Raw genomic sequence first — 21,098 nt, 5'->3', positions numbered from 1 at the left:
CTCTAATTAGAAGCTATAAACAAAGGTCGCACTTAGCTCTGAGTCATACTTAAGCTTGTCTTCCTCTGGTTTTGAGTTGTAGCGATACATATAGGTAAATTTAAGTGACACATCGCCCATAATCTTACTGATCAATGATGTTTCTGACTTTAATCGCGAGTTAAGACCTGACAAAGATTGCTCGTAACTCACATCTTGATTAAAGCGTGTGCGCTCAGAAACGGTACGCTCCCATTGCAACGCTAAACGGAGCAGATAACCGGTTTTTGTTTCGTCTTCTTCCGTTGCAATTTCTTGATCGGCAACTGAACGATAAAGGCCCGGTCCAACGTCTATATCGACTTTATTTTTACTGCCTTGATAAATACGATTGCCATACCCTGTTGCAACCGTACTCTTAAACTCAAGACCACTAAATTTATCTTCTTCGTAATCTCCGTAAATGAAAAAAGACTCATTTTTCACGTTCAGCTTATAGTTTCCTTGCCCCGAGACAAAAATACGATCTGCTGATACTTCTTCATCGCCGGTTTCTTCATTGCGATCGCGTTTGTAAAGCGTGTCTATTTTGAATTGATTACGCCACTTTTCAAAGTCTTGATAAAGGTTACCTTTGAACTTGAAACTCGTTGAATTGGTATTGCCTCTACTTACCATAAAACCGAACTCCATATCACCATACAGCATTTCGCCTTTATGGATTTTATGGATTTCTTCTTCTGACAACTGCCCGTATTCATGAAAATCTTCAAATGGATCAACAGCAATAGCCTGCCAACTGCTAAGCAGTAAGGCGGCTAAAAAAACACGTTTAATTGTACTAAGACAACAAAAAGTAGAGTCAAACATCGGCTGGAGAGTTATTCGCTATCTTTCCAGAGAATGTGGCAAAACGGTGCATCTTTATCTCGGCTAATTAAAATCTTGGCAAATAAAATATCTTGGTTATCAAACTCAAGCCCTACTAAGACTTGTACAAACAGCTCAGGTTCAATTTCTAATGCAACAAAATCTTGCCATTGATCGTCAGGCTCACTTTCTTCGATAAAACCTAACTCTTCTCTGTGCTCGTTAAAATCATTAATATCTTGTTCGCTTAAGTTATCGGGTGCTAACTCTAAAAAGATATCATACGCCTGATGCGTTACTTCTTCTTCACTATATAAGCGTGGAACAGCCATTCCTTAAACCCTCTGCACATGCAAACTGCGTTATTTTAGGTATGATAACAAACCTCTTTTCTGTTTTGCCAAAAAAAAAGCCAGGTTACCCTGACTTTTTTATCGTTCTTGTCTCTTTTTTTAGTTTTCGACCCTTTGGCCTTTCACTTTTTCACGCATAGCTTGCACTAACGTATAAAATAGCGGAACAAGCAACGTGCCAAAAATAGTGGCCGCTAGCATACCAAAGAGCACAGTCACACCTAATGATATTCGGCTGCCTGCCCCAGCCCCACTCGCAAACACAAGCGGTAATACGCCAAGCACGAATGACAAGGCCGTCATTAATACCGCTCTAAAACGCAATTTTGCTGCGTTGAGTGCTGCTTCAACGATGCCTTTTCCGGCGGCACGCTCTTCCATCGCAAATTCAACAATTAATATGGCCGTTTTCGTCGACAGACCTATCAGCAACACTAAACCAACTTGCGCATAAATATTGTTTTCCATCCCAATCACGTACAGTGCAAGCATGGCACCAAACAAAGCTAAAGGAACAGCTGCAATAACTGAAAATGGAATAGTCCAGCTTTCGTACTGCGCAACTAAGAACAAGTAAACAAATACGACCGCTAAACCAAATAAAATTGGCGCGACGTTGCCCGCTTCAATTTCTTGCTTAGATTGCCCTGCCCACTCATACACGTACCCAGAGGGTAGCTTAGCGGCCAATTCTTGCATAACAGCAATCGCATCCCCACTTGAATACCCTTGCGCTGGCTGGCCACTGATACTGGCACTTCGATACAAATTAAAGTGCGTTAAACTTGTCGGGCCTAGAATCGGTTCAAGTTTGGCCAGTGTTGTTAAAGGAACCATTACCCCTTCGTCGTTACGCACGTAATAGTACTGTAAGTCTGCGGGGTTTTGACGATACTGACTTTCGGCTTGCATTATGACCCGATACGTTCGGCTAAATTGATTAAAGTCATTAACGTACAAAGAACCTAGCTGTGCTTGCAGCGTTAAGAAGATATCACTCAACGCCACACCTTGTGCTTTGGCTTTATTACGGTCAATTTCTAAAAAGTACTGCGGGACATTTGCTCTGAATGTACTGTACACATTTGACAGTTCAGGCCGTTGATTAGCCTCGTATACTAAGCCGTTAAGCACCTGAGAAAGCGCAGCGGGTTCACGCCCTTCACTGTCTTGCAGTCTAAATTCAAAACCGGCACTGGTGCCAAGCCCCGGTATTGATGGCGGGTTAAATGCCATTATCTGTGCGTCTGGCATCGCCCAAAACTGCCCCATCAAACGACCTAACACCGCTCGCAGACCTAAATTAGCGTCTGTACGCTCTTCCCAATCTTTTAGTACCACAATACCCAAGGCATTATTTGAACCTGCACCGCCTAATAATGAAAAACCTGAAACGGCGATAAAATCAGTTGCTGCGGGTTCATTTTTAATAATATCACCCAATTTATGCATGACTTCTTTGGTGCGGTTACTTGCCGCAGCATCTGGCAGTTGCACATCAACAAATAGAAAACCTTGGTCTTCGGCTGGCACGAATCCGGTGGGGACTGCTTTAACTAACCATCCCGCGGCCGCAAAAATGATAACCGCAAACAGCGCCATTCGTGCGCTACGCTTTAGAATAAAGTTAACGACTTTACTGTAGCCACTGGTCGAGCGCGTAATAATATTTTCAAATGGGGCTAGCCACTTAATCGGTTTCATCGCTTTTTCATTCAGTAATAGCGTACAAAGCGCCGGACTCAAGGTTAATGCATTCACCGAGGAAATTAGCACTGCAAATGAAATAGTCACCGAGAACTGTTTATATAACTCTCCGGTGATGCCAGGCATAAATCCAACCGGTACAAACACCGCTAGCAACACCAGTGTGGTTGCAACAATAGGCCCAGACACTTGTTCCATTGCTTTAGTAACGGCTTCTTTTATTGGTAGTTTCTCTTCTTTTAAAATACGCTCAACATTTTCTATAACGATAATCGCGTCATCCACCACAATACCGATTGCCAGTACTAAACCAAATAAGGTGATTAAATTGATGGAGTAATCCATCATCATCATAAAAGCAAACGTCCCCACCAAAGACACCGGAATAGCAACAGTGGGAATCAGGGTTGCGCGCCAATTTTGTAAAAACAAAAATACCACTAAAATAACCAAACCAACCGCTTGTAAAAGGGTTACCACGACTTCTTCAATAGAACGGTTAATGAATTCGGTTGTATCGTAAGGAATAGAATACTCGATGCCATCGGGTAACTGCTTTGCCAGCTCAGCCATACGGGCTTTAACATCCTCTGCAACCTGCGTGGCATTGGCTTCTGTTAACTGATAAATAACGATAAATGCTGTATCTTGCTGATTCAATTTAGCGGAGGTGCTGTAGCTTGCCGCCCCCATTTCGATACGGGCAATATCATGTAAACGAACAAAGTTACCGTCTTTACTCGAACGAATAATGGTTTGGCCAAATTCCTCTGGGGTTTTTAAGCGCCCTTTTGCTTGAATCGAATATTCAAATTGCTGACTGGGCCCCGAAGGAGCCGCGCCTAACTTACCTGCTGCAACAATGGTATTTTGCTCTTGCAATGCGCTTCTAACATCGGCCACCGTTAAGCCTAATGATGCCATTCGATCTGGGCGAAGCCATAAACGCATCGAATAGGTTTGCTCACCCATCACCTCCGCAGAGGCAACCCCATTTATACGACCAAGCGGCTCTGTTAAATAGTTTGTTGCATAGTTACTTAGAAAAATAGCGTCGATATTATCTTTACTCGAGTAAAGGTTAATCCCTAACAACATAGAGCTCGACTTTTTCTTAACCGACACTCCTTGGCGCTTTACTTCCTCAGGTAATCCCGCTTCAGCGAGCGCAACACGGTTTTGCACGTTCACTTGTGCTATGTCTGTGTCGGTACCAACCTTAAAATAAACAGTAATATTTGCCGTGCCGTTATTTGTCGAAGTCGATTCTATGTACATCATGTCTTCAACCCCATTGACTTGCTCTTCAATGGGCCTGATCACCGACTCTTCCACTATTTGAGCACTGGCTCCGGGGTAACTTGTCGAAATTTGTACTTGCGGTGGCGTGATCTGCGGGTACATATTCACCGGCAATAATGTCATTGAGATTAAACCCGCAATCGTAATGACTATCGATATTACCAGCGCAAATTTAGGGCGAGATATAAACGTTTTACTAATCATCTCTGCCCCCTAAGAGTTGGCTTTGCTAGTAATAGTGCCCGTTGTTGCATCAACATTTTTTTCAACGGCTTTGACTTCTGCACCTTGGCGGACTTTTTGTAAGCCTTCAATAATCACCTTTTCGCCTGCTTCAAGGCCTGATTCAACCACCCACATCGCGTTAATACGGCGACCAAGTTTCACAACGCGCATCGATACTGTGTTTTCATCATTAACAACAAGTACAAACTTACCTTGTTGATTTTCTTGTACTGCAACTTGTGGAATCAAGGCTAATTCTTTTTTGTTGGTGCTCTCGACTATTAATGTAACAAACAAGCCAGGCATAACCATGCCGTCGGGGTTGTCGAACGAAGCCCTTAATTCAACGGTCCCCGTGTTTCGATTTATTTTAGTATCCGCAAAATCAAGGACTCCCTTGCCTGGAAAAACGGAGTTATTTGGTAATCGTAAACTTAAATCAATAGGTACATCACGTGGGTCGCGATCTGGGGTTTGATGTTGCTGTCGGTAGCTTATGTAGTCAGCCTCTTCAACTTGAAAGCTCACATAAATGGGGTCTACATCAGTCAGCTCTGCCAGTTCATTCGATGAGGGCCCAATAATGTTGCCCACATCGTAGTTCACTTTACCTATACGACCCGCGAATGGGGCTCGAATTTCAGTGTAGCTTAAATTCAACTTTGCCTTTTCAAGCTCAGCTTCGGCCGCTTTCACCGCGGCTGTCGCTTGTTCAAAGTTAGTTAATAACTTGTCTAAATCGGACTGCGAAATAAACCCTTGAGAGGCAACATCTCGACCCCGTTTTAAGTCTCTTTGGGCAGCACTTGCAGCAGCCTTTTTACTTTTAAGATCGGCTTCAACCTCGGCCACCGTGGAGCGGTATTCAGACGGGTCTATACGCAATAATAACTGATCTTTTTCAACCGCAGATCCTTCGTCAAAGTGACGCTCAATGAGCTCCCCCTCAACACGGGCTCTAATTTTAACTTCTTGAAACGCTTCAGTGCGGGCGACAAACTCTCGATAATCTCCGACTTCTTGGGTAACAACATTAAAAACAGATACCGCCGGTGGCGGCGTAGCCTGTTTCGTTGATTTATCATCGGAACAGCCTACTAAAGCCGAGCTAAAAGCCACGGTAAATAAGGCGGTTGTTATAAAAGATGATGGTTGATTCTTTATGCGAGCTGTTTTGCGCATCAGCATATGTATACTCCTTGTAGCGCGACTTAACGCTAAGTCTAGTCGTGTCGTGGTATTTTGCGAAAGTTTGAGCCAGTATCTTACCGATAGCAAAATTGAGCTAGTTGAAAACCTGCTTCTTTGTTTTAAAAATATACATCAATTTGTAATCAAGCATATGACAGAGTTACCGTTTTTTGAAAAAATTAACGTTTCTTTGCGACACATCAGCATTTCTTTACATACTTGTCATTAGCTCGTAAGCTCTAACACACAGGTCAGAGGAGTTGCCATGATAAAGCTAGAAATAAAACAACACGTCGCTTGGGTTTACCTTGCTCGTCCAGAAAAGCAAAATGCGCTTAGTTTTGATATGTTTGTCGAGCTGTCACGCGTCATCAAAAAAATTAAACGTGACCCTCGCTTACGCGCTGTGGTGATTAGTGGTGAAGGTGAACATTTTTGCTCTGGGCTCGATGTCGCAGCCGTTATGAAAAAGCCCAGTAACATCATGAAGCTGCTTTTTAAGTGGCTGCCGGGCAATCAGAACCTTGCGCAAAAAGTGGTCTTAGGCTGGCAAGATTTAAGTATTCCTGTAATCGCAAAAATTTCGGGGCATTGCTTTGGCGGAGGGATGCAAATAGCACTCGGTGCCGATTACCGAATTGTAGATAAACACGCCAAACTGGCCATTATGGAAGCACGCTGGGGGTTATGCCCCGATATGGGAGCAAATGTGGTGCTTGCAGGATTAATGAAACGTGACCAAGCACTCTGGTTGGCAAGTCATGCCGGTCCCGTATCTGCTGAAGACGCTAAAGACTATGGGCTTGTTACCCAGCTTACAGATGATGTTGATAAACACACCGCGGCAATGCTCGAAACACTCATGGCGCGTTCACCAGATACATTGGCAGCAATTAAGCGGCTTACTCAACAGAGCTATCGCTCGCAGCAACGTAAAATCTTAGCAAAAGAAACCTGGAGCCAAATTCGCTTATTAATGAACCCAAATACCAAAAAAGCCATTGCTAAAGCAAAAGGAGCAGATGATATTGAGTTTAACAACGCCAAGTCATGGTAAGCTAAAGTCGCATAGTACTACTGACAAGGGTATGATGTAGTTGAACTTTCACAAGCCATTTTCCATCTATCATGAAATACCTGTTCAGTAGTGCCATTATTCTTGCGTGCTTAGCGGTCGCTAAGTATTTAAGCCTGTTACTTAACAGCTCTTTTCCTGCGCCATTGCTCGCTATGGTCATGTTACTTTTACTGCTATTAACGGGGGTTGTTAAAGAGCATCAGCTAAAACCGACAGCCAGCCCTCTGTTAAATTACATGCCATTATTTTTTATTCCAGCGGGCGTTGGCATCGTTGAGCACCTTGGTTTAATTGGTCAACATTGGTCGCTTCTGCTCACTGTATTTATTATTGTGCCTTTGAGCAGCGTATTGCTCATTGGTGGCGTTATCGCCTATTTTAAGGGGCGTGAAAATGACGACTAATTTATGGTGGTTAAGCGTTCCAGTCATTATTTGCCTTTTTTTGTTACTAAGAGTCCTCAACAACAAAACAACTCACGGTGTTTCTAAAGCACTTAGCAACCCTGTTTGCTGGGCTATTTTGATTATTGCTGCGTTACTTGTAACACTCGACTTACCTTATGCGCCGTTTGCTGAGCACAGCAAAATACTCAGCTGGTTATTAGAACCGGCGATAGTCGCCCTCGCTTTGCCGCTGTATCAGCAGTTTGTGCACGTAAGAAGAAACCTATTACTCATTGTGATTAGCTGTAGCTTAGGGGTGATTAACGCCACTGTTGTTGCCTCACTCATTTGCTATTTTTTTGCTGCCCCCGCTGAGCTTAGTGCATCGCTTGCCAGCCTTTCTGTTACAACGCCCATCACGTTAATCGTCACGGATGCACTGGGCGGTATTCCTTCTCTTGCTGCTGCAATGGTTATTTTTATTGGTGTACTGGGTGGGATTTTTGGCAATTTAATTTTTTCGCTATTAAACATCCGTAATGCACAAGCTAAAGGTGTTGCCATCGGCACCGCGTGTCATGCTATTGGCACCGCCTCACTTATTACTGAAGAGGCAAAAGCCGGCGCATTTGCATCGGTCGCAATGGCACTGAGTGCGCTTTTAAGCGCTATAATAGTGCCCTTACTCTATCCTGTTTTACAACATGCTCTGGTATAGTCAGGGCAAGCAGTAACCTTGTTAGGAAAACACATGATCGATTCTGAATTACAACAAGTTGAAAAATACTACCACTTGATTACCGAATACCTCGTTACCTACAGCATGCAAATTTTTGGTGCCATCTTAATCCTGTTCTTTGGTTTATGGGTCGCACAAAAAGTATCAAAAATGATTGCTGGATTAATGCAACGGCACAACATTGACATAACCTTAACTAACTTTGTCAGTAACGTTGTTAAAGTACTGCTTATTATTATGTTTTTGGTTATCGCACTGGGTAAAATAGGCATCAGTGTTACGCCATTTGTTGCAGCAATCGGTGCTGCATCGTTAGGGGCTGGTTTAGCACTGCAAGGTATGCTGTCAAATTATGGGGCTGGTCTTGCAATCATTGCCACGCGCCCTTTTGTTGTTGGCGACACGATTGAAGTAAAGGGCGTTAGCGGACAAGTTAAAACTATTGAACTTGGGTATACTATTTTGATTAACGAAGAAAAAGTCGAAATCACTATCCCAAACAAACACATTGTTGGTGAAATTTTACATAATTCGTTTAGTTATTCACTGGTAAAAGGTGAAATTGATATTGCCTACGATGCCAACGCAGACTTAGCAATTGAACTCATCGAAACAGTATTAAAAGAGCACGAATTAGTTGCCGACGAGCCTCATTCACAAGTGGGTATCGAGCGCTTTGCAGACAGCGGCGTGACATTAAGTTATCGTTATTGGGTGCCGACTACCAAAATTATTGAAACCAAGCTCTCGGTTAACCGCAAAGTATTCAGCGCTATTCAGGGTGCAGATATCGACATTCCCTTCCCACAGCGGATCGTTACACTTAATCATACACATGAGAAAGGTGCTGAATAGCACCTTTTTTACCCCGCAACGACAGAGATTGTGTTTCATTAAAGCTTTGTAGTACAATTTGAATGATAACAATTACTATCATCAATTAAATGTCGGGCTATTTTTCATGAGTAAACGTCTTTGGTTCCAGCTACACGGTTGGTTTTCGCTGCCTATCTGGGTGTTATTCTGCTTTATCTGTGTTACGGGCACAATTTCAGTAATAAGCCATGAACTGACGTGGTTAACCAACAGCGAAGCACGCGCAACTAACCCTAATAATTTACCGGCGATGCCTGTTGATCAGGTTATTGAAAGCGTAGAAAGTGCTTACCCAAGTGCCGATGTTATGAGTGTACTTACTTATGAGCCTTACCTTGTAAACGCAGTCATTTTTACCGACACAGACAAACCTTATGCTGTTGCTTACGTCAATCAATACACTGGCGAAGTGCAAGCTGTAAACAGCACCATTTCGTTTATTGAGTTTATGCGTACCCTGCATGGTTGGTTATTTTTCCCTTGGCAAGAAGGCTACAGCATTGGTTATTACTTAGTGAGTGCAATGGCATTTGTTATTCTGGGTGCTCTAATCACTGGCTTAGTTATTTATAAAAATTTCTGGCGTGCATTCACGCAACCAAAATTGCGCTTTAATCAAGGCCGTAAAACCTTCCTCAAGGACTTACATACACTCAGCGGAGTATGGTCAATTTGGTTTATGGCAATCATGGCGTTGACTGGCTTATGGTATTTTGTACAAGCCTTTATGTGGCACAACGAAATTGATATTGAAGAGCACGCCCCGTTAGTCGCGGTGTCGACACTGCCCGCCACAAAACAAACACCACCAACTGATTTAAAAGCCGCATTAGCAGCCACAAAAGCAAAGTATCCCGACTTTAAACCGAGCTATGTGATGCTACCAGAGCATAATCGCGGTATGTTCAACATTATGGGCAGTGGTGATACGATTTTTTATGATAACTATGCGTACTCAACCTCTGTTAATCCATGGACCGGTGAGATTGCAGCCAGCAAAAGTCCAGAAACAATGACAGGATTACAAACTCTATCGCACATTACCGACCCCCTTCATTACGGTAATATTGGTGGCCTTTGGACCAAAGTTATCTGGTTTATCTTTGGCTTAATTTTAAGTGGTATGTCGGTCACAGGGTTTATGATGTACACCTCTAAATTGGTAAAAAATAAACCTGAAAAAGCACGCCAAGCTGCGCCCGTTAATAACATTCAGGAGGCAAACTAATGGCACGTTTAAACGCAACGTGGTGGCAACGTAAAAAGTACCTGTTACATGCAATTGTGCTCGCCTTACCGGTGTGGTTTATTTACCAATCGCTCAACCCACAATTCCCTGCTCTTTGGCAAGAACAACAAGCAGGTGAGTTTAAAATTGCGCCAATGCCACTTAATGAAGATGCCCCCTATTCGCATCATAACGAATATGTAAAAGATTTCTTTATCGCCTTTAATCAAGGTGATATTAGCAATATACGTCAAGCCTATTTAAATATAGGTGAAGCGCCGCTGCCACTCACTGAATTTGCAAAAGATGAAGAAGGCCTTATGCATGGAACGGCACATGGTCAACACGCACATGCAATAGCCCCGAAAGCTATTTCGGCCGATGACAAATTGTGGGTCACAATTCAGACATGGCAGGGTCAATTACACACCCTACAATGGGACATTCCTAATCAGTTTATTAGTCAATAATTTTTAAAGCCACTCACTGAGTGGCTTTTTTATAACTTCCCTCTCTAACCGCCACCAAGTAAATTATTTGTTAATTTATTTCACCAAAACCTTTACAAAAATAATAATATAATAAAGTATTATAAATAGTTTGATTTCTTCAAACTAATCCAAGGATCAGAACACACCAAGGAAAGCTCAAAAACAATGATTTGGAGACACAATGATACTTTCTAAAAATACAGTCGGCGTTATCGGATTAGCCGTCAGTTTGCTGTTACCGAGTGCCTATGCCATTGATAACGGCGTTTATACGATTAAATCGAAATACAGTGAAAAACTTGTCGAAGTTGCTAACGCCCAAACCAATGATGGCGCAAACGTGAGTCAATGGGGGAATACGAACCACGATACACAGCGCTGGCTAATTACCAACATTGGCGGCAGTAATTATTCGGTCATTAACTTGAACAGTGGTAAAGCTCTCGAAGTATTTGATTTCTCGACTGACGATGGAGGCAACGTTGTACAATATGAGTATGCAAACATTGCCAGTCAGCACTGGCAAATCAATGAAGAAGGCAGTGGCTATTATAGCTTTATCAATGATCACAGCGGTAAAGCACTCGACTTATATGAATTTAATGGTAATGATGGCGCGAATATTAGTCAGTGGAGTTACAACGGCAGTGATGCTCAGCAATGGCAACTTACTAAACTCGCCAATGTAGAATCCACTCCTTTTGACCCATCGACCACCAATGGTGCAGCCAATCACTGGCCATTAACAGGCAGTTTAGTGACCCATGATCCGACGATTGGTTACGAAAATGGCACATGGTGGATTTTTCAAACAGGTCCCGGTATTTACGGCAAATACTCAAGTGATGGCGTAGATTGGAATGATGCTTTACCTGTTTTTCCAAACGGACTTGCTTGGTGGGGCAACTATGTACCTGATCATGATGGAATAGATGTGTGGGCGCCTGAATTAAAACGATACAATAATCGCAGCTGGTTATACTACGCTATTTCGACATTTGGTTCACGAGTCAGTGCCATCGGTTTAGCATCAGCCAGTAGCGTGGCCGCAGGCAATTGGCGTGATGATGGCTTAGTGATCAACACCACAAATAGCAATAATTACAACGCGATTGATCCCGATTTAATCGTGGCTAAAGATGGTGCGCCTTGGCTTACATTTGGCTCATGGAATTCAGGGATCAAGCTTACGCGCATTAACCCAATGACCATGAAACCCTTTGGCGAAATTTACTCATTAGCGAGTCGCTCTGGTGGTATAGAAGCCCCTACTATTATCTATCGCCAAGGTTACTACTACTTATTCGTTTCTATGGGTAAGTGTTGTGAAGGCACTAACAGTACCTATCGAATTGCATACGGCCGTTCAACTGATATCCGTGGCCCTTACCTTGATAAAAATGGTAACAACATGCTATCAGGGGGCGGTAGTATCCTTGATGCAGGTAACAGCCAGTGGGTCGGTCCAGGTGGACAAGATATCCTTAATACCGATGTGATTGTGCGCCATGCATATGATGCGGGTGACAATGGCAGACCAAAGCTGCTTATTAGCACACTTAATTGGGATGCGAATGGGTGGCCTAAATACTAGTTTTCTTTCATGAAGCGCGTGCAAACGCGCTTTTTAGAACCTTTCAAAAATACTGCGAATAAAGTCAGAGTTTAAAATTTGTGTGACAACGCCACTGCCCCACACATATGCTCGCTGTAGCGGGTATCCTTTAAAAATCCAGCGTTTACGAACATGATTAAAGTCATGCAAATACGCCGCTTTTGCTTGCGGTAATGAGTCGTTTGCTAGTTTTTGCCATGCTTTATAAACCCCACTCATATCAGCCCCTCGCATAAAGCGCTGCAACCAACGCGGAAAACGAGCAAACCGAATTGCTGACTGAAAATCAATGATATAGGGCTTACCATCTTGTGAACAAATCACATTACCCAGATTACGCAGGTCTAAGTGCACCACACCGTGGCGATGCATTTTTGCGACTAAACGCTCAAACTCTTTAAAAAAGTCGCGCGGTAATTGCTGCTGTTGCAATGCAAGCTCCCTTAGTGGTGTACCTTCAATAAAATCATAGGCAATGGCAATAGGCGATAAACGACAAAAGTGGTCTACCACACCGTCAACACCTTTAAGCCGTGACAATCCCTTGTACTCTTGATTTATAAACAGTGGAGCAATGGTTTTTCTAACCCACCACGGGCTATGCTGAAAATCTTTAATGATTAAATCGTGTTGTGCGTCTTTATAACGATACACAATTGCATTGGCAAAGCGCCCTGTGTGCAATACAGACAAGCCTTCACGACTAAATTGATGTGATGGAAACTGAGCTTGAAGCTGAGCGAGTAACGATGATTCAAACATAACAACCCAGTATTTATTAAATTAAATGCCTAGGCAACTATATTATCAAAACGACACGGCAGCGACAATGTACCGCTTAGAGAAATTTATGCTTTTAAATTATGAATCGCTCTAAAGAGTAAGCTGGCAAGTTGGTTTTTCTCATCCTCAGAAAAGCCCGCTAATGCCTCACGGTAAATATCATTAACGGTGGGCAGTATCTCAGGATAAAGCTGTTTGCCCTTTTCTGTAAGGCATAAAATGGTTGAACGGCGATCTTCTATTGACTGCTGTTTAGCCACTAACCCTTTATCTTCTAAACGGCTTAATAGGCGACTCATGGCACCACGGTCATACACCATGTGCTCGCACAGTTCAGCCAACGTTGTTACTTTTCCTCGAGCAAGCAATACCACCACAATGTATTGTGCCGAAGTCAGTTCTTTACTTTTTAGAGCACAGTCTAGGTGAGTCACTAAATTAGAGCGCAAATACGACACCAATCGCCCGAGATCTTGAATGGGATCTAAGTCTTCAATACGGCATTGCCCAATAGATACAGGTTCTTTCATAGTTCCTCACCGCAGTTAATCGTCATTCATAGACCGTTAACCACTAAAATAATTCAATCTGAGTTCATTGCTTCAACGCCTATGATTAGTGTAGCGTAGGTAAGCGTACAAATTTCAGAGGGCGTTATGCTAAGTAAACAACATATTATCAAGTATTTAAGCCTCATAGTACTGTTACTACTGTGTTGGTTAGAACAGTTTCAACAGTATATTATGAGCTTTATTGACAGCGCCCTGCTGCAATCGACTCTTGTGTATGCGTCTTCACGTACCGTCAATGCGGCAATTTCTTTATTACAATCCGCCGAAGTCGGTATTGGTATAGCCAGTATTCAACCAGCTCAGCTACTTGACCCCGTCAACGATTTAGCGGAGTACATGTCGGATGCGATGCGTCTTGCCATTGGCTCACTATTTTTACAGCGAATTTTATACACGATTTCATCCGGCGTCATATTTAGCAGTGTTTTTACAGTATCAGTAATTGCATACCTTATTTGTGAGTGGCGTGATTTTTACCCAACGCTTCGCCATAAATTAATGGCGAGCCTGATCCTTATTCGCTTTTTAGTTCCTGCGGTGGTGCTAACGACGGGGTTGGTAAGCCAAGTATTTTTAGACGAGCAAATAAACCAACAAAGTGAACAAGTCAGCGAAAAAGTGGCTACCGTAAATAATAATGCCAGCACAACGTCGGCACTGTCAGCAAAGCTAAAAGCCGAAGTCGACAGTCAAAAACAGACCCTTTTCGACAAGCTATCGTTACTTAATGATCAACAAATTAAAAACCACCAGCAAGCGACCGAGCTCAAACTACAAATGGCTGAACTCGACAAAAAAATAGAAGCGATTCAAGCCACTCGCAGTTTATCTGAGGTAATCACTTTTAAAGAACTAGCCAAAGCAAAACCATTACTCGATCAAAAGCAGCAACTCACCAGCAAGTTTAATGCTGTGCTTGAACAACAAATGGCGCTTAATCAAGAAAAAGACGCCTTAAACGAGCAACTTGACACCCTGAATGCGTCGCTTAACCACGATTCATCATCACAAGTGAGTAAAATTATCGACACCGTCACCTCGGGCATTAGTAATATGGTGGCCACCGTTGAAGACTTGTTTATCGACTTTTTAAATATTTTGTCGTTGCTTATTTTAAAGCTGCTATTAATGCCTTTAATATTCTTATACTTGTTCAATAAAGCATTCAACGCTATTTGGCAGCGCCGTTTTATCGATGTCATAAAGCAAACAAAAGAACAGGCTGTTAATCACTGATAATTAGTCTAAAGTTATAAACTGAATTCATTTTTAAAGGATATAAGTATGACTGAGCAACGCCACAACCACATTCCTCAAGAAGCCTTCGATTGGTACGACGAATATGCCCATGGCTTGATAGACCGTCGTACTTTTATGAAAAAACTCGGTGGTCTTGTGGCTCTTGGTTATTCGATGGCAGTATTAAGTAGTGCTCTACTGCCTAATTACGCCTTAGCAGAGCAAGTATCCTTTAACGACCCAGACATAAAAGCCAGCTATAAAACCTTCGACTCCTTTAAAGGGCATGGCGAGGGTAAAGGCTATTTAGTCGAACCGACAAATTTAACCTCTAAGCGCCCTATTGTACTCGTTATTCACGAAAATCGTGGGCTTAATCCTTATATTAAAGATGTCGCTCGCCGCCTTGCCAAAGCAGGATTTATTGCGTTTGCCCCAGATGCGTTGCACCCGTTAGGTGGCTACCCTGGTAACGATGATGAAGGCCGCGCAATGCAGCGTTCAATGGATAAAGAAAAAATTCAGCAAGACTTTGTCGCCGCAGCAGAGTACTTAAAACAACACCCAAACAGCAATGGCAAACTTGGCGCTGTGGGCTTTTGCTTTGGGGGTTATATGGTGAATTACTTAGCCGCCGTCGACAGCACGTTAATTAATGCAGGCGTGCCTTACTATGGTACTCCCGCGGTTAAAGAGCTTAGAAAAAACATCAAAGCACCGTTATTGGTACATTTAGCTGAATTCGATACACGTGTGAATGAGACTTGGCCAGATTATGAGGCTGATTTAAAAGCTCACCAAGTCCCCTACACGATGCATATGTACGAGAAAGCAAACCATGGTTTTCATAACGATTCAACATCACGCTATGATGAAAAGCAGGCAGAGCTTTCTTGGCAACGCACACTCGCATTTTTTAACGAGCAATTGATTTAAACGGAGCAATTACATACACTCTCGAAAAAATTTAAAGGCTAATAAGTACATGGAATCAGAGGTTCGTTATCGCTTTGACTCTCAACAAACCGCTAACCGCTTTTTAAATAAACTCAGACACTGGTCTGTGGCTAATGTTAAAGCCAGCCTATGCCAAGGCGGTTTTGGCGTGAAGATTCGCTATGAAGCGGATAACTCAGGGTTTGATTATACCTTAGCCGAGCTTGATGACTTGGCCATGCAACACGAAGGCATAGAGTTTTAATTATCAGCATTAAAAACGGCTAACCTAGGTTAGCCGTTTTGATAAATAGAGGGGGTTCTTTTTACAGATCAAAACTGCGCGAAATAGACGCGACGATACGCTCATCGGCAGTATCCCAGTCTAGACTGGTGTTTTCACCTGCAAGCTCAAAGTCAAAACCTGCAAAACTAGTTTGGTACGCCAAACGATAATGGTTATAAGATTTATCGTTGCCATCCCACGCAAATTTATTACCATCTAACGAGTTAGAAATATCAAAGCTTGCACGTATCGCATGATTCGGCGCAATTTCAACCGTGTGGGCAATCATAGAAATCACATGGCCTGCATCGGTACCAAAATAATCCCATGCATACCAAAAGTTCAACTCTGTGAAACCTAAGCTGTTGGTATAACCAAATTTAGCGTAGGTTTCAAAGTAGTTACCATCGCTAGAATAATCTTCACCGTGGTACGAGTAATATGCAATACCATAATCAACACTGAGGGCCTCATTGAGCTCAACAAAATGACCTAAGTAAGCATCCCATTCAATGTCAGTGCCTTCACCAAAATCAACATTTGAGGCCCACGTACCGACATACATGCCTGAATCTGCAAAGGCATAATCTAGGCTGCCCTGAATGGCAGGGTCGTTCATCGTTTGACTAACACCGTTAAAGGTATAGTCAGATGCAAGTGTAACGGTGGTAGATAAGTCAGCCATCGCTGATGTCGAAAGTAGTGCCAATGGCAACGCTGTTGCTAATACTGTTTGTCTTGTTGTCATGTTGGTTTCCCTTAGCTAACTGTTTCTATTTTTGTAAAATCTAATTTGTTGTCTTTTGGCGAGCCTTCGATGTTTTTCACGGTTTTATATTTGCTGTAGCCAATAAACACGGCGCAGCCGAAAAATAACGCGATAACTAACGCACCAACCCATTGGATCTGTAAAAAGTCGAACTTAAACAGCAGAGTCAGTAATGAAAGCGCAACCACATTTAAGGCAATATAATTAAGTTTGCCTAAACGCTTCACCGTTAAGTTTAGATTATCTGTGTATAAACGGATCAAAGAATCGAGTGAGTTAATCACAAACACCACACCAACAAATACCATCGCTATGTTTTTAAGGCCCGCAGTGGCAATACCCGCTTCGTGGTACTGGTATAAAACACTAAACCAAATAGCAATAGGAATAGACGGAAAAATTAACATGGCTGCCAGCACGTGATAAGTTTTTAACCCGCCCACAAAACGCGACGTAAATTGACCAATCATTATGCTCCACGCAAACCACCAAAATAGATAAAAAGCATGGTAATCGTTCAGAGGTAATACAAACTCATCGATGTTGCCAAAATAGCCACCTATGAGGGTTAAGTTATCGACAAACGCAGATGTTTGCGCTTCTGAGCCAACAAATGCACCGACCCACATAAACGCAATTAATGCGATAAATAACCACGTTGTAGAAATACTTAAAAAGCGCACATATTTAATGTCAGTACTTGAGTACACCGCAAAACAGATTGCAGCAAACACCAGTAAGTAGAAAGTCGGAATAATTGACTCACCATCACCTAATGAAGGTAAATACCACGGTAGGTTCGACAGTAGTAAAAATGCAGTAAATGCGCATGTACCAATAATAACGATGTTATTAATTAGTTTTACCCAAGCGATTTCAAAAAACTTCACTTTGGGTTCTATTACACAGAAATAAAAGCACGTAAGGAAATAAAATCCCCAGATCAAGAAGCCCCAAAAACCAAACTCAATGGCTAATGGATTGGCAAACGCATACTCTGGGCTTGCTTTTATGTCTGCATAACCTGCAAACTCTGTCAGTGGAAACATAATCAAGCCAACGTCTAGGCCTGATGTAAATAAAATTGCTATGAACGTAAATGTTCTCACCGGTGTGACACCTACACACCTTACAGTACCCCATTTAAATAAAATAACCGCAATTGCTAATAGGGTAAAAATGATGCCAGCACTAAGCCATAAGGTCATAGTTACCCCCCCAAAATAAGTAATAATACTTCATTGTTTCTCCCATTTTTTTCCCTCGCATTAACGCATCACAAACAACTTATGATGCGCGCCACTGCAAGCCCCACAGCCGACACTGCGGGTGGCCCTATTAAATCTCCGAACTACGCTGCGTTGATTGCCATTGTTTTTCCATAGCAACATCTGCGCTTGATGCCGTTAATAAAGGCTTACCTAAAATTAGATCTGCCGCTTTTTCTGCCACCATAATGGTAGGCGCATTTAAATTTCCGTTTGGAACGGTTGGGAAGATAGACGAATCTACGACCCTTAAACCTTCAATGCCGTGTACTTGAGTTTGCGAGTTAACAACTGCCATCTCGTCTTCACCCATCTTGCACGAACACGAAGGATGATAAGCACTTTCGACCGCTTGACGAACAAATGCATCGATTTCTTCGTCGCTTTGCACATTTTTACCCGGTTGAATTTCATCATCGCGATACGCATCAAAAGCGCTTTGTTCAATGATTTCTCGAGTTAAGCGCACGCAAGCTCTAAAGCCTTCAATGTCATCTTTGTGTTGTAAATAATTAAATTGTATTTTAGGTGCAACCCTAGGATCAGCCGACTTAATCGTCACCTCACCACGGCTTTTAGGTTTGTTATGACCAACATGCACTTGGAAGCCATGCCCATCAAAGGCACTTTTACCATCGTAACGAATCGCTGCTGGTAAAAAGTGATATTGAATATCTGGCCATTCGACACCGGGTTTTGAGCGAATAAACGCACACGATTCAAAGTGGTTCGTCGCCCCTAAACCTGAGCGGTTTAATAACCAACGCGCCCCAATTAAGCCTTTCGAAATAAGCCCTAACTTGCCATTTAAAGTAATTGGCTGCTTACACTTATATTGAAAGTAAAACTCCAAATGATCTTGTAAGTTTTTGCCCACACCTGGTAAGTGGTGTTTAACCTCTACACCCGCTTTAGCGAGTGCCTCTTTATCGCCAATACCAGACAACTGAAGAATATGCGGCGAGCCAATTGGACCGGCACTTAAAATAACGTCTTTTGTGGCAAACGCTTGCTGTTTAGTACCCGATAAAGAAAATTCAACACCGGTTGCTTTTTTACCTTCAAGCAATACTTTTTCAGCTAATGCGCCGGTTACCACGGTTAAGTTTTTACGTGACTTAACGGGGTCTAAATACTCGCGACTTGCCGAACTGCGCACACCATTTTTCACAGTCATGTGCATTGGCCCAAAACCTTCTTGCTGTGCACCGTTATAATCATCGGTGTGAGCATACCCTGCTTGTTGGCCCGCTTTGATAAACGCTTTGTATAAAGGGTTCGCCATTTCATTACCGTTATTAACCCCTAATGGGCCGTTATCACCACGGTAACTATCTCCCCCTAAATAAAACGATTCAGCGCGTTTAAAGTAAGGCAAACAGGCTTGGTAATCCCAACCTTCTGCGCCATGCTGCTGCCACTCATCAAAATCTTTTGCATGGCCTCGGACATACACCATGCCGTTGATAGATGACGAGCCACCTAACACTTTCCCGCGAGGACAGTGCATTTGGCGGTTATCTAAATAAGGCTCTGGCTCAGTGTGAAACTGCCATGCATATTTATCAGTATTCATTGGAATTGACAGCGCTGTAGGCATCTTAATAAAGATGCTTTTATCGCTACCACCCGTTTCAAGTAATAACACCTTGTTTGAAGGGTCTGCTGATAGTCGGTTAGCCAACACGCAGCCTGCTGAGCCTGCACCGACTATGATGTAATCATAGTTCTGTGTACTCATTAAAATGGACTCTCTATATTGCTCATACCCACGTAAATCGATTTTGTTTGGGTGTAGTGATCAAGTGTTTCAATGCCGTTTTCGCGACCAATGCCCGATTGCTTATAACCGCCTACAGGCATTTCTGCTGGTGAGTTACCATAGCTATTAATCCAACAAATACCCGCTTGTAATTGATGAATAACACGGTGGGCACGTTGGATATCTTTCGTAAACACGCCCGCAGCTAAACCGAGGTGAGTATCGTTCGCACGGCGAATCACATCGTCTTCGTCATCAAAGACTAATACGCTCATTACCGGACCAAAGATTTCTTCTTTAACAATGGTCATGTCGTCTTTACAATCAACGAAAATGGTCGGTTCTACAAAATAGCCGTTCGGTGCTGAGGCAGGTGATAAAGCCTTACCACCGGTTAATAACGTCGCCCCTTCTGAAATACCTTTATCGATATAGCTAAGCACCAACTCTTGGTGTTTTTTAGAGATCAGCGCCCCTAAATTCACCTCAGGATCCATTGGGTCGCCAGCAATAATATTTTGCTCAGTGCGTGTTTTCAGCTCATCAATAAACTGCTGATACACATTTTTGTGCACATAAATTCGTGTACAGTTAGTACAAACTTCGCCTTGAGTATAAAAGTTACCTAGCATTGCGGCACTTACTGCTTGTGAAACATCGGCATCATCAAACACTAACAGCGGTGACTTACCGCCAAGCTCCATGGTCACGTCTTTTAGTGAACCCGCAGCACTTGCCATCACTTTTTTACCTGTGCCTACTTCACCCGTAAACGACACTTTTTCGATGTCTGGGTTTGCTGTTAGCCATTGACCTACTTCACCAGCCCCTTGTACAACATTGAATACACCTGCTGGTACACCTGCTTCGATAAATATTTCAGCAAGTTTAATGGCACCCAGTGGGGTTTCTTCTGATGGTTTAAAAATCACCGCATTACCTGCAGCGAGTGCGGGGCCTGATTTCCAACACGCAATTTGCAGTGGGTAGTTCCATGCGCCAATGCCCGCACAAATACCTAAAGGTTCTTTACGCGTGTAATAAAAGTCATTACCGACCATTTGCTGCTGACCTACTTGAGCAGGCGCAAGGCCAGCAAAATACTCAATCACGTCTGCGCCAGTTTCTACATCAACACACTCAGCTTCTTGCCATGGTTTACCTGTATCAAGCACTTCAACTTTTGCTAGTTCATCATTACGTTCACGCAAAATAGACACCGCTTTTAATAAAATGCGACTACGCTCAATCGGGGTCATTGCAGACCAAGCAGCAAAGCCTTGCTTCGCACTTTCAATAGCGGCGTTTTGAATAAACTCATCGGCCACTTCAACGTGATAAATCACCTCGTCTGTCGCTGGGTTCTTTACCGCAAAGGTATCGCCACTTTGATTCTTCAAAAAGTGGCCATTTATAAAATTTTCGTAAACAGGTGTGGTCATT

At 42.8% G+C, this 21,098-nt stretch carries 20 protein-coding genes; 10 read left to right on the top strand and 10 right to left on the bottom strand.

Features of this window, described 5'->3' with window-relative positions; translation table 11 throughout:
* Window positions 1-6: 6 nt before the first annotated feature.
* The 4 genes from ACSSVW_RS15825 to ACSSVW_RS15810 all read right to left on the bottom strand — a co-directional run bounded on the left by ACSSVW_RS15825 (window position 7) and on the right by ACSSVW_RS15810 (window position 5,624).
* Window positions 7-849: a DUF481 domain-containing protein gene (locus ACSSVW_RS15825; RefSeq protein ID WP_118844560.1), complete on the bottom strand. Its 843-nt coding sequence runs from the start codon at window positions 847-849 to the stop codon at window positions 7-9.
* Between the two features lie 11 nt (window positions 850-860).
* Entirely contained in the window at window positions 861-1,181 is a 321-nt protein-coding gene (locus tag ACSSVW_RS15820; RefSeq protein WP_454179641.1) for an HI1450 family dsDNA-mimic protein, read from the bottom strand.
* 120 nt (window positions 1,182-1,301) lie between these two features.
* A complete protein-coding gene (locus ACSSVW_RS15815; RefSeq protein WP_454179640.1) occupies window positions 1,302-4,415 on the bottom strand; it encodes an efflux RND transporter permease subunit in 3,114 nt (1,037 codons plus the stop codon).
* Between the two features lie 9 nt (window positions 4,416-4,424).
* Window positions 4,425-5,624: an efflux RND transporter periplasmic adaptor subunit gene (locus tag ACSSVW_RS15810; protein WP_454179639.1), complete on the bottom strand. Its 1,200-nt coding sequence runs from the start codon at window positions 5,622-5,624 to the stop codon at window positions 4,425-4,427.
* 268 nt (window positions 5,625-5,892) lie between these two features.
* Between ACSSVW_RS15810 and ACSSVW_RS15805 the strand changes: the two genes are divergently transcribed.
* The 7 genes from ACSSVW_RS15805 (at window position 5,893) to ACSSVW_RS15775 (ending at window position 12,019) form a co-directional block, all read left to right on the top strand.
* On the top strand, window positions 5,893-6,684 hold the full coding sequence (locus ACSSVW_RS15805; RefSeq protein WP_036966584.1) for a crotonase/enoyl-CoA hydratase family protein: 792 nt from the start codon (window positions 5,893-5,895) through the stop codon (window positions 6,682-6,684).
* A 71-nt stretch (window positions 6,685-6,755) separates the two neighbouring features.
* Window positions 6,756-7,109 carry a CidA/LrgA family protein gene (locus ACSSVW_RS15800; RefSeq protein ID WP_036966581.1) on the top strand — a complete coding sequence of 118 codons (354 nt, stop codon included), beginning with the start codon at window positions 6,756-6,758 and terminating at the stop codon, window positions 7,107-7,109.
* Window positions 7,099-7,809, top strand: coding sequence for an LrgB family protein (locus ACSSVW_RS15795; protein ID WP_036966578.1), 711 nt, complete (start codon window positions 7,099-7,101; stop codon window positions 7,807-7,809). Before ACSSVW_RS15800 ends, ACSSVW_RS15795 begins: the two co-directional genes overlap by 11 nt.
* A 33-nt stretch (window positions 7,810-7,842) precedes the next feature.
* Window positions 7,843-8,685, top strand: coding sequence for a mechanosensitive ion channel family protein (locus tag ACSSVW_RS15790; protein ID WP_075593798.1), 843 nt, complete (start codon window positions 7,843-7,845; stop codon window positions 8,683-8,685).
* Window positions 8,686-8,791: 106 nt separating this feature from the next.
* Window positions 8,792-9,934 carry a PepSY-associated TM helix domain-containing protein gene (locus ACSSVW_RS15785; protein WP_036966573.1) on the top strand — a complete coding sequence of 381 codons (1,143 nt, stop codon included), beginning with the start codon at window positions 8,792-8,794 and terminating at the stop codon, window positions 9,932-9,934.
* Window positions 9,934-10,404, top strand: a complete 471-nt coding sequence (locus tag ACSSVW_RS15780) for a hypothetical protein (RefSeq protein WP_036966570.1) — start codon at window positions 9,934-9,936, stop codon at window positions 10,402-10,404. Before ACSSVW_RS15785 ends, ACSSVW_RS15780 begins: the two co-directional genes overlap by 1 nt.
* A gap of 202 nt (window positions 10,405-10,606) precedes the next feature.
* Window positions 10,607-12,019 (top strand): family 43 glycosylhydrolase, encoded by a 1,413-nt coding sequence (locus ACSSVW_RS15775; protein ID WP_454179638.1) that lies wholly within the window; start codon window positions 10,607-10,609, stop codon window positions 12,017-12,019.
* Window positions 12,020-12,052: 33 nt separating this feature from the next.
* On the opposite strand, the gene ACSSVW_RS15770 is transcribed toward ACSSVW_RS15775, so the two are convergent.
* Together ACSSVW_RS15770 and ACSSVW_RS15765 are read right to left on the bottom strand one after the other, a co-directional pair.
* Window positions 12,053-12,802, bottom strand: coding sequence for an RIO1 family regulatory kinase/ATPase domain-containing protein (locus tag ACSSVW_RS15770; RefSeq protein WP_036966563.1), 750 nt, complete (start codon window positions 12,800-12,802; stop codon window positions 12,053-12,055).
* An 86-nt stretch (window positions 12,803-12,888) separates the two neighbouring features.
* Window positions 12,889-13,353 (bottom strand): MarR family winged helix-turn-helix transcriptional regulator, encoded by a 465-nt coding sequence (locus tag ACSSVW_RS15765; RefSeq protein ID WP_454179636.1) that lies wholly within the window; start codon window positions 13,351-13,353, stop codon window positions 12,889-12,891.
* Window positions 13,354-13,479: 126 nt separating this feature from the next.
* On the opposite strand from ACSSVW_RS15765, the gene ACSSVW_RS15760 reads away from it, so the two are divergent.
* Genes ACSSVW_RS15760 through ACSSVW_RS15750 form a run of 3 tightly spaced genes read left to right on the top strand, consistent with a single transcriptional unit; the run spans window position 13,480 to window position 15,835 of the window.
* Complete coding sequence (locus ACSSVW_RS15760; protein ID WP_454179635.1) at window positions 13,480-14,631, top strand: hypothetical protein; 1,152 nt, start codon at window positions 13,480-13,482, stop codon at window positions 14,629-14,631.
* A gap of 48 nt (window positions 14,632-14,679) precedes the next feature.
* Complete coding sequence (locus tag ACSSVW_RS15755) at window positions 14,680-15,570, top strand: dienelactone hydrolase family protein (RefSeq protein WP_036966557.1); 891 nt, start codon at window positions 14,680-14,682, stop codon at window positions 15,568-15,570.
* 49 nt (window positions 15,571-15,619) lie between these two features.
* Entirely contained in the window at window positions 15,620-15,835 is a 216-nt protein-coding gene (locus ACSSVW_RS15750; protein ID WP_036966555.1) for a hypothetical protein, read from the top strand.
* Between the two features lie 61 nt (window positions 15,836-15,896).
* Here the strand turns inward: ACSSVW_RS15750 and ACSSVW_RS15745 are convergent, their stop codons facing one another.
* The 4 genes from ACSSVW_RS15745 to betB form a co-directional block, all read right to left on the bottom strand.
* The gene (locus tag ACSSVW_RS15745) at window positions 15,897-16,604 is read right to left on the bottom strand and encodes a TorF family putative porin (protein ID WP_036966552.1); all 708 of its coding nucleotides are present in this window, start codon (window positions 16,602-16,604) and stop codon (window positions 15,897-15,899) included.
* An 11-nt stretch (window positions 16,605-16,615) separates the two neighbouring features.
* Window positions 16,616-17,833: a choline transporter gene (locus ACSSVW_RS15740; RefSeq protein ID WP_036966549.1), complete on the bottom strand. Its 1,218-nt coding sequence runs from the start codon at window positions 17,831-17,833 to the stop codon at window positions 16,616-16,618.
* Window positions 17,834-17,963: 130 nt separating this feature from the next.
* Window positions 17,964-19,634 (bottom strand): choline dehydrogenase, encoded by a 1,671-nt coding sequence (betA, locus tag ACSSVW_RS15735; RefSeq protein WP_454179634.1) that lies wholly within the window; start codon window positions 19,632-19,634, stop codon window positions 17,964-17,966.
* On the bottom strand, window positions 19,634-21,097 hold the full coding sequence (gene betB, locus ACSSVW_RS15730) for a betaine-aldehyde dehydrogenase (RefSeq protein ID WP_036966544.1): 1,464 nt from the start codon (window positions 21,095-21,097) through the stop codon (window positions 19,634-19,636). The genes betA and betB overlap by 1 nt, the downstream gene beginning before the upstream one ends.
* Between the last annotated feature and the right edge of the window lies 1 nt (window position 21,098).

Source organism: Pseudoalteromonas sp. MBR-15, assembly GCF_053628915.1.
The sequence above is the reverse complement of the archived record's forward strand: the minus strand, read 5'-3'. Positions and strand labels throughout refer to the sequence as shown.

Excerpts from the sequence above, each read along its gene's own strand:
- ACSSVW_RS15825 (WP_118844560.1), bottom strand. The coding sequence starts at position 849 with ATGTTTGACTCTACTTTTTGTTGTCTTAGTACAATTAAACGTGTTTTT.
- ACSSVW_RS15820 (WP_454179641.1), bottom strand. The coding sequence starts at position 1,181 with ATGGCTGTTCCACGCTTATATAGTGAAGAAGAAGTAACGCATCAGGCG.
- ACSSVW_RS15815 (WP_454179640.1), bottom strand. The coding sequence starts at position 4,415 with ATGATTAGTAAAACGTTTATATCTCGCCCTAAATTTGCGCTGGTAATA.
- ACSSVW_RS15810 (WP_454179639.1), bottom strand. The coding sequence starts at position 5,624 with ATGCTGATGCGCAAAACAGCTCGCATAAAGAATCAACCATCATCTTTT.
- ACSSVW_RS15805 (WP_036966584.1), top strand. The coding sequence starts at position 5,893 with ATGATAAAGCTAGAAATAAAACAACACGTCGCTTGGGTTTACCTTGCT.
- ACSSVW_RS15800 (WP_036966581.1), top strand. The coding sequence starts at position 6,756 with ATGAAATACCTGTTCAGTAGTGCCATTATTCTTGCGTGCTTAGCGGTC.
- ACSSVW_RS15795 (WP_036966578.1), top strand. The coding sequence starts at position 7,099 with ATGACGACTAATTTATGGTGGTTAAGCGTTCCAGTCATTATTTGCCTT.
- ACSSVW_RS15790 (WP_075593798.1), top strand. The coding sequence starts at position 7,843 with ATGATCGATTCTGAATTACAACAAGTTGAAAAATACTACCACTTGATT.
- ACSSVW_RS15785 (WP_036966573.1), top strand. The coding sequence starts at position 8,792 with ATGAGTAAACGTCTTTGGTTCCAGCTACACGGTTGGTTTTCGCTGCCT.
- ACSSVW_RS15780 (WP_036966570.1), top strand. The coding sequence starts at position 9,934 with ATGGCACGTTTAAACGCAACGTGGTGGCAACGTAAAAAGTACCTGTTA.
- ACSSVW_RS15775 (WP_454179638.1), top strand. The coding sequence starts at position 10,607 with ATGATACTTTCTAAAAATACAGTCGGCGTTATCGGATTAGCCGTCAGT.
- ACSSVW_RS15770 (WP_036966563.1), bottom strand. The coding sequence starts at position 12,802 with ATGTTTGAATCATCGTTACTCGCTCAGCTTCAAGCTCAGTTTCCATCA.
- ACSSVW_RS15765 (WP_454179636.1), bottom strand. The coding sequence starts at position 13,353 with ATGAAAGAACCTGTATCTATTGGGCAATGCCGTATTGAAGACTTAGAT.
- ACSSVW_RS15760 (WP_454179635.1), top strand. The coding sequence starts at position 13,480 with ATGCTAAGTAAACAACATATTATCAAGTATTTAAGCCTCATAGTACTG.
- ACSSVW_RS15755 (WP_036966557.1), top strand. The coding sequence starts at position 14,680 with ATGACTGAGCAACGCCACAACCACATTCCTCAAGAAGCCTTCGATTGG.
- ACSSVW_RS15750 (WP_036966555.1), top strand. The coding sequence starts at position 15,620 with ATGGAATCAGAGGTTCGTTATCGCTTTGACTCTCAACAAACCGCTAAC.
- ACSSVW_RS15745 (WP_036966552.1), bottom strand. The coding sequence starts at position 16,604 with ATGACAACAAGACAAACAGTATTAGCAACAGCGTTGCCATTGGCACTA.
- ACSSVW_RS15740 (WP_036966549.1), bottom strand. The coding sequence starts at position 17,833 with ATGACCTTATGGCTTAGTGCTGGCATCATTTTTACCCTATTAGCAATT.
- betA (WP_454179634.1), bottom strand. The coding sequence starts at position 19,634 with ATGAGTACACAGAACTATGATTACATCATAGTCGGTGCAGGCTCAGCA.
- betB (WP_036966544.1), bottom strand. The coding sequence starts at position 21,097 with ATGACCACACCTGTTTACGAAAATTTTATAAATGGCCACTTTTTGAAG.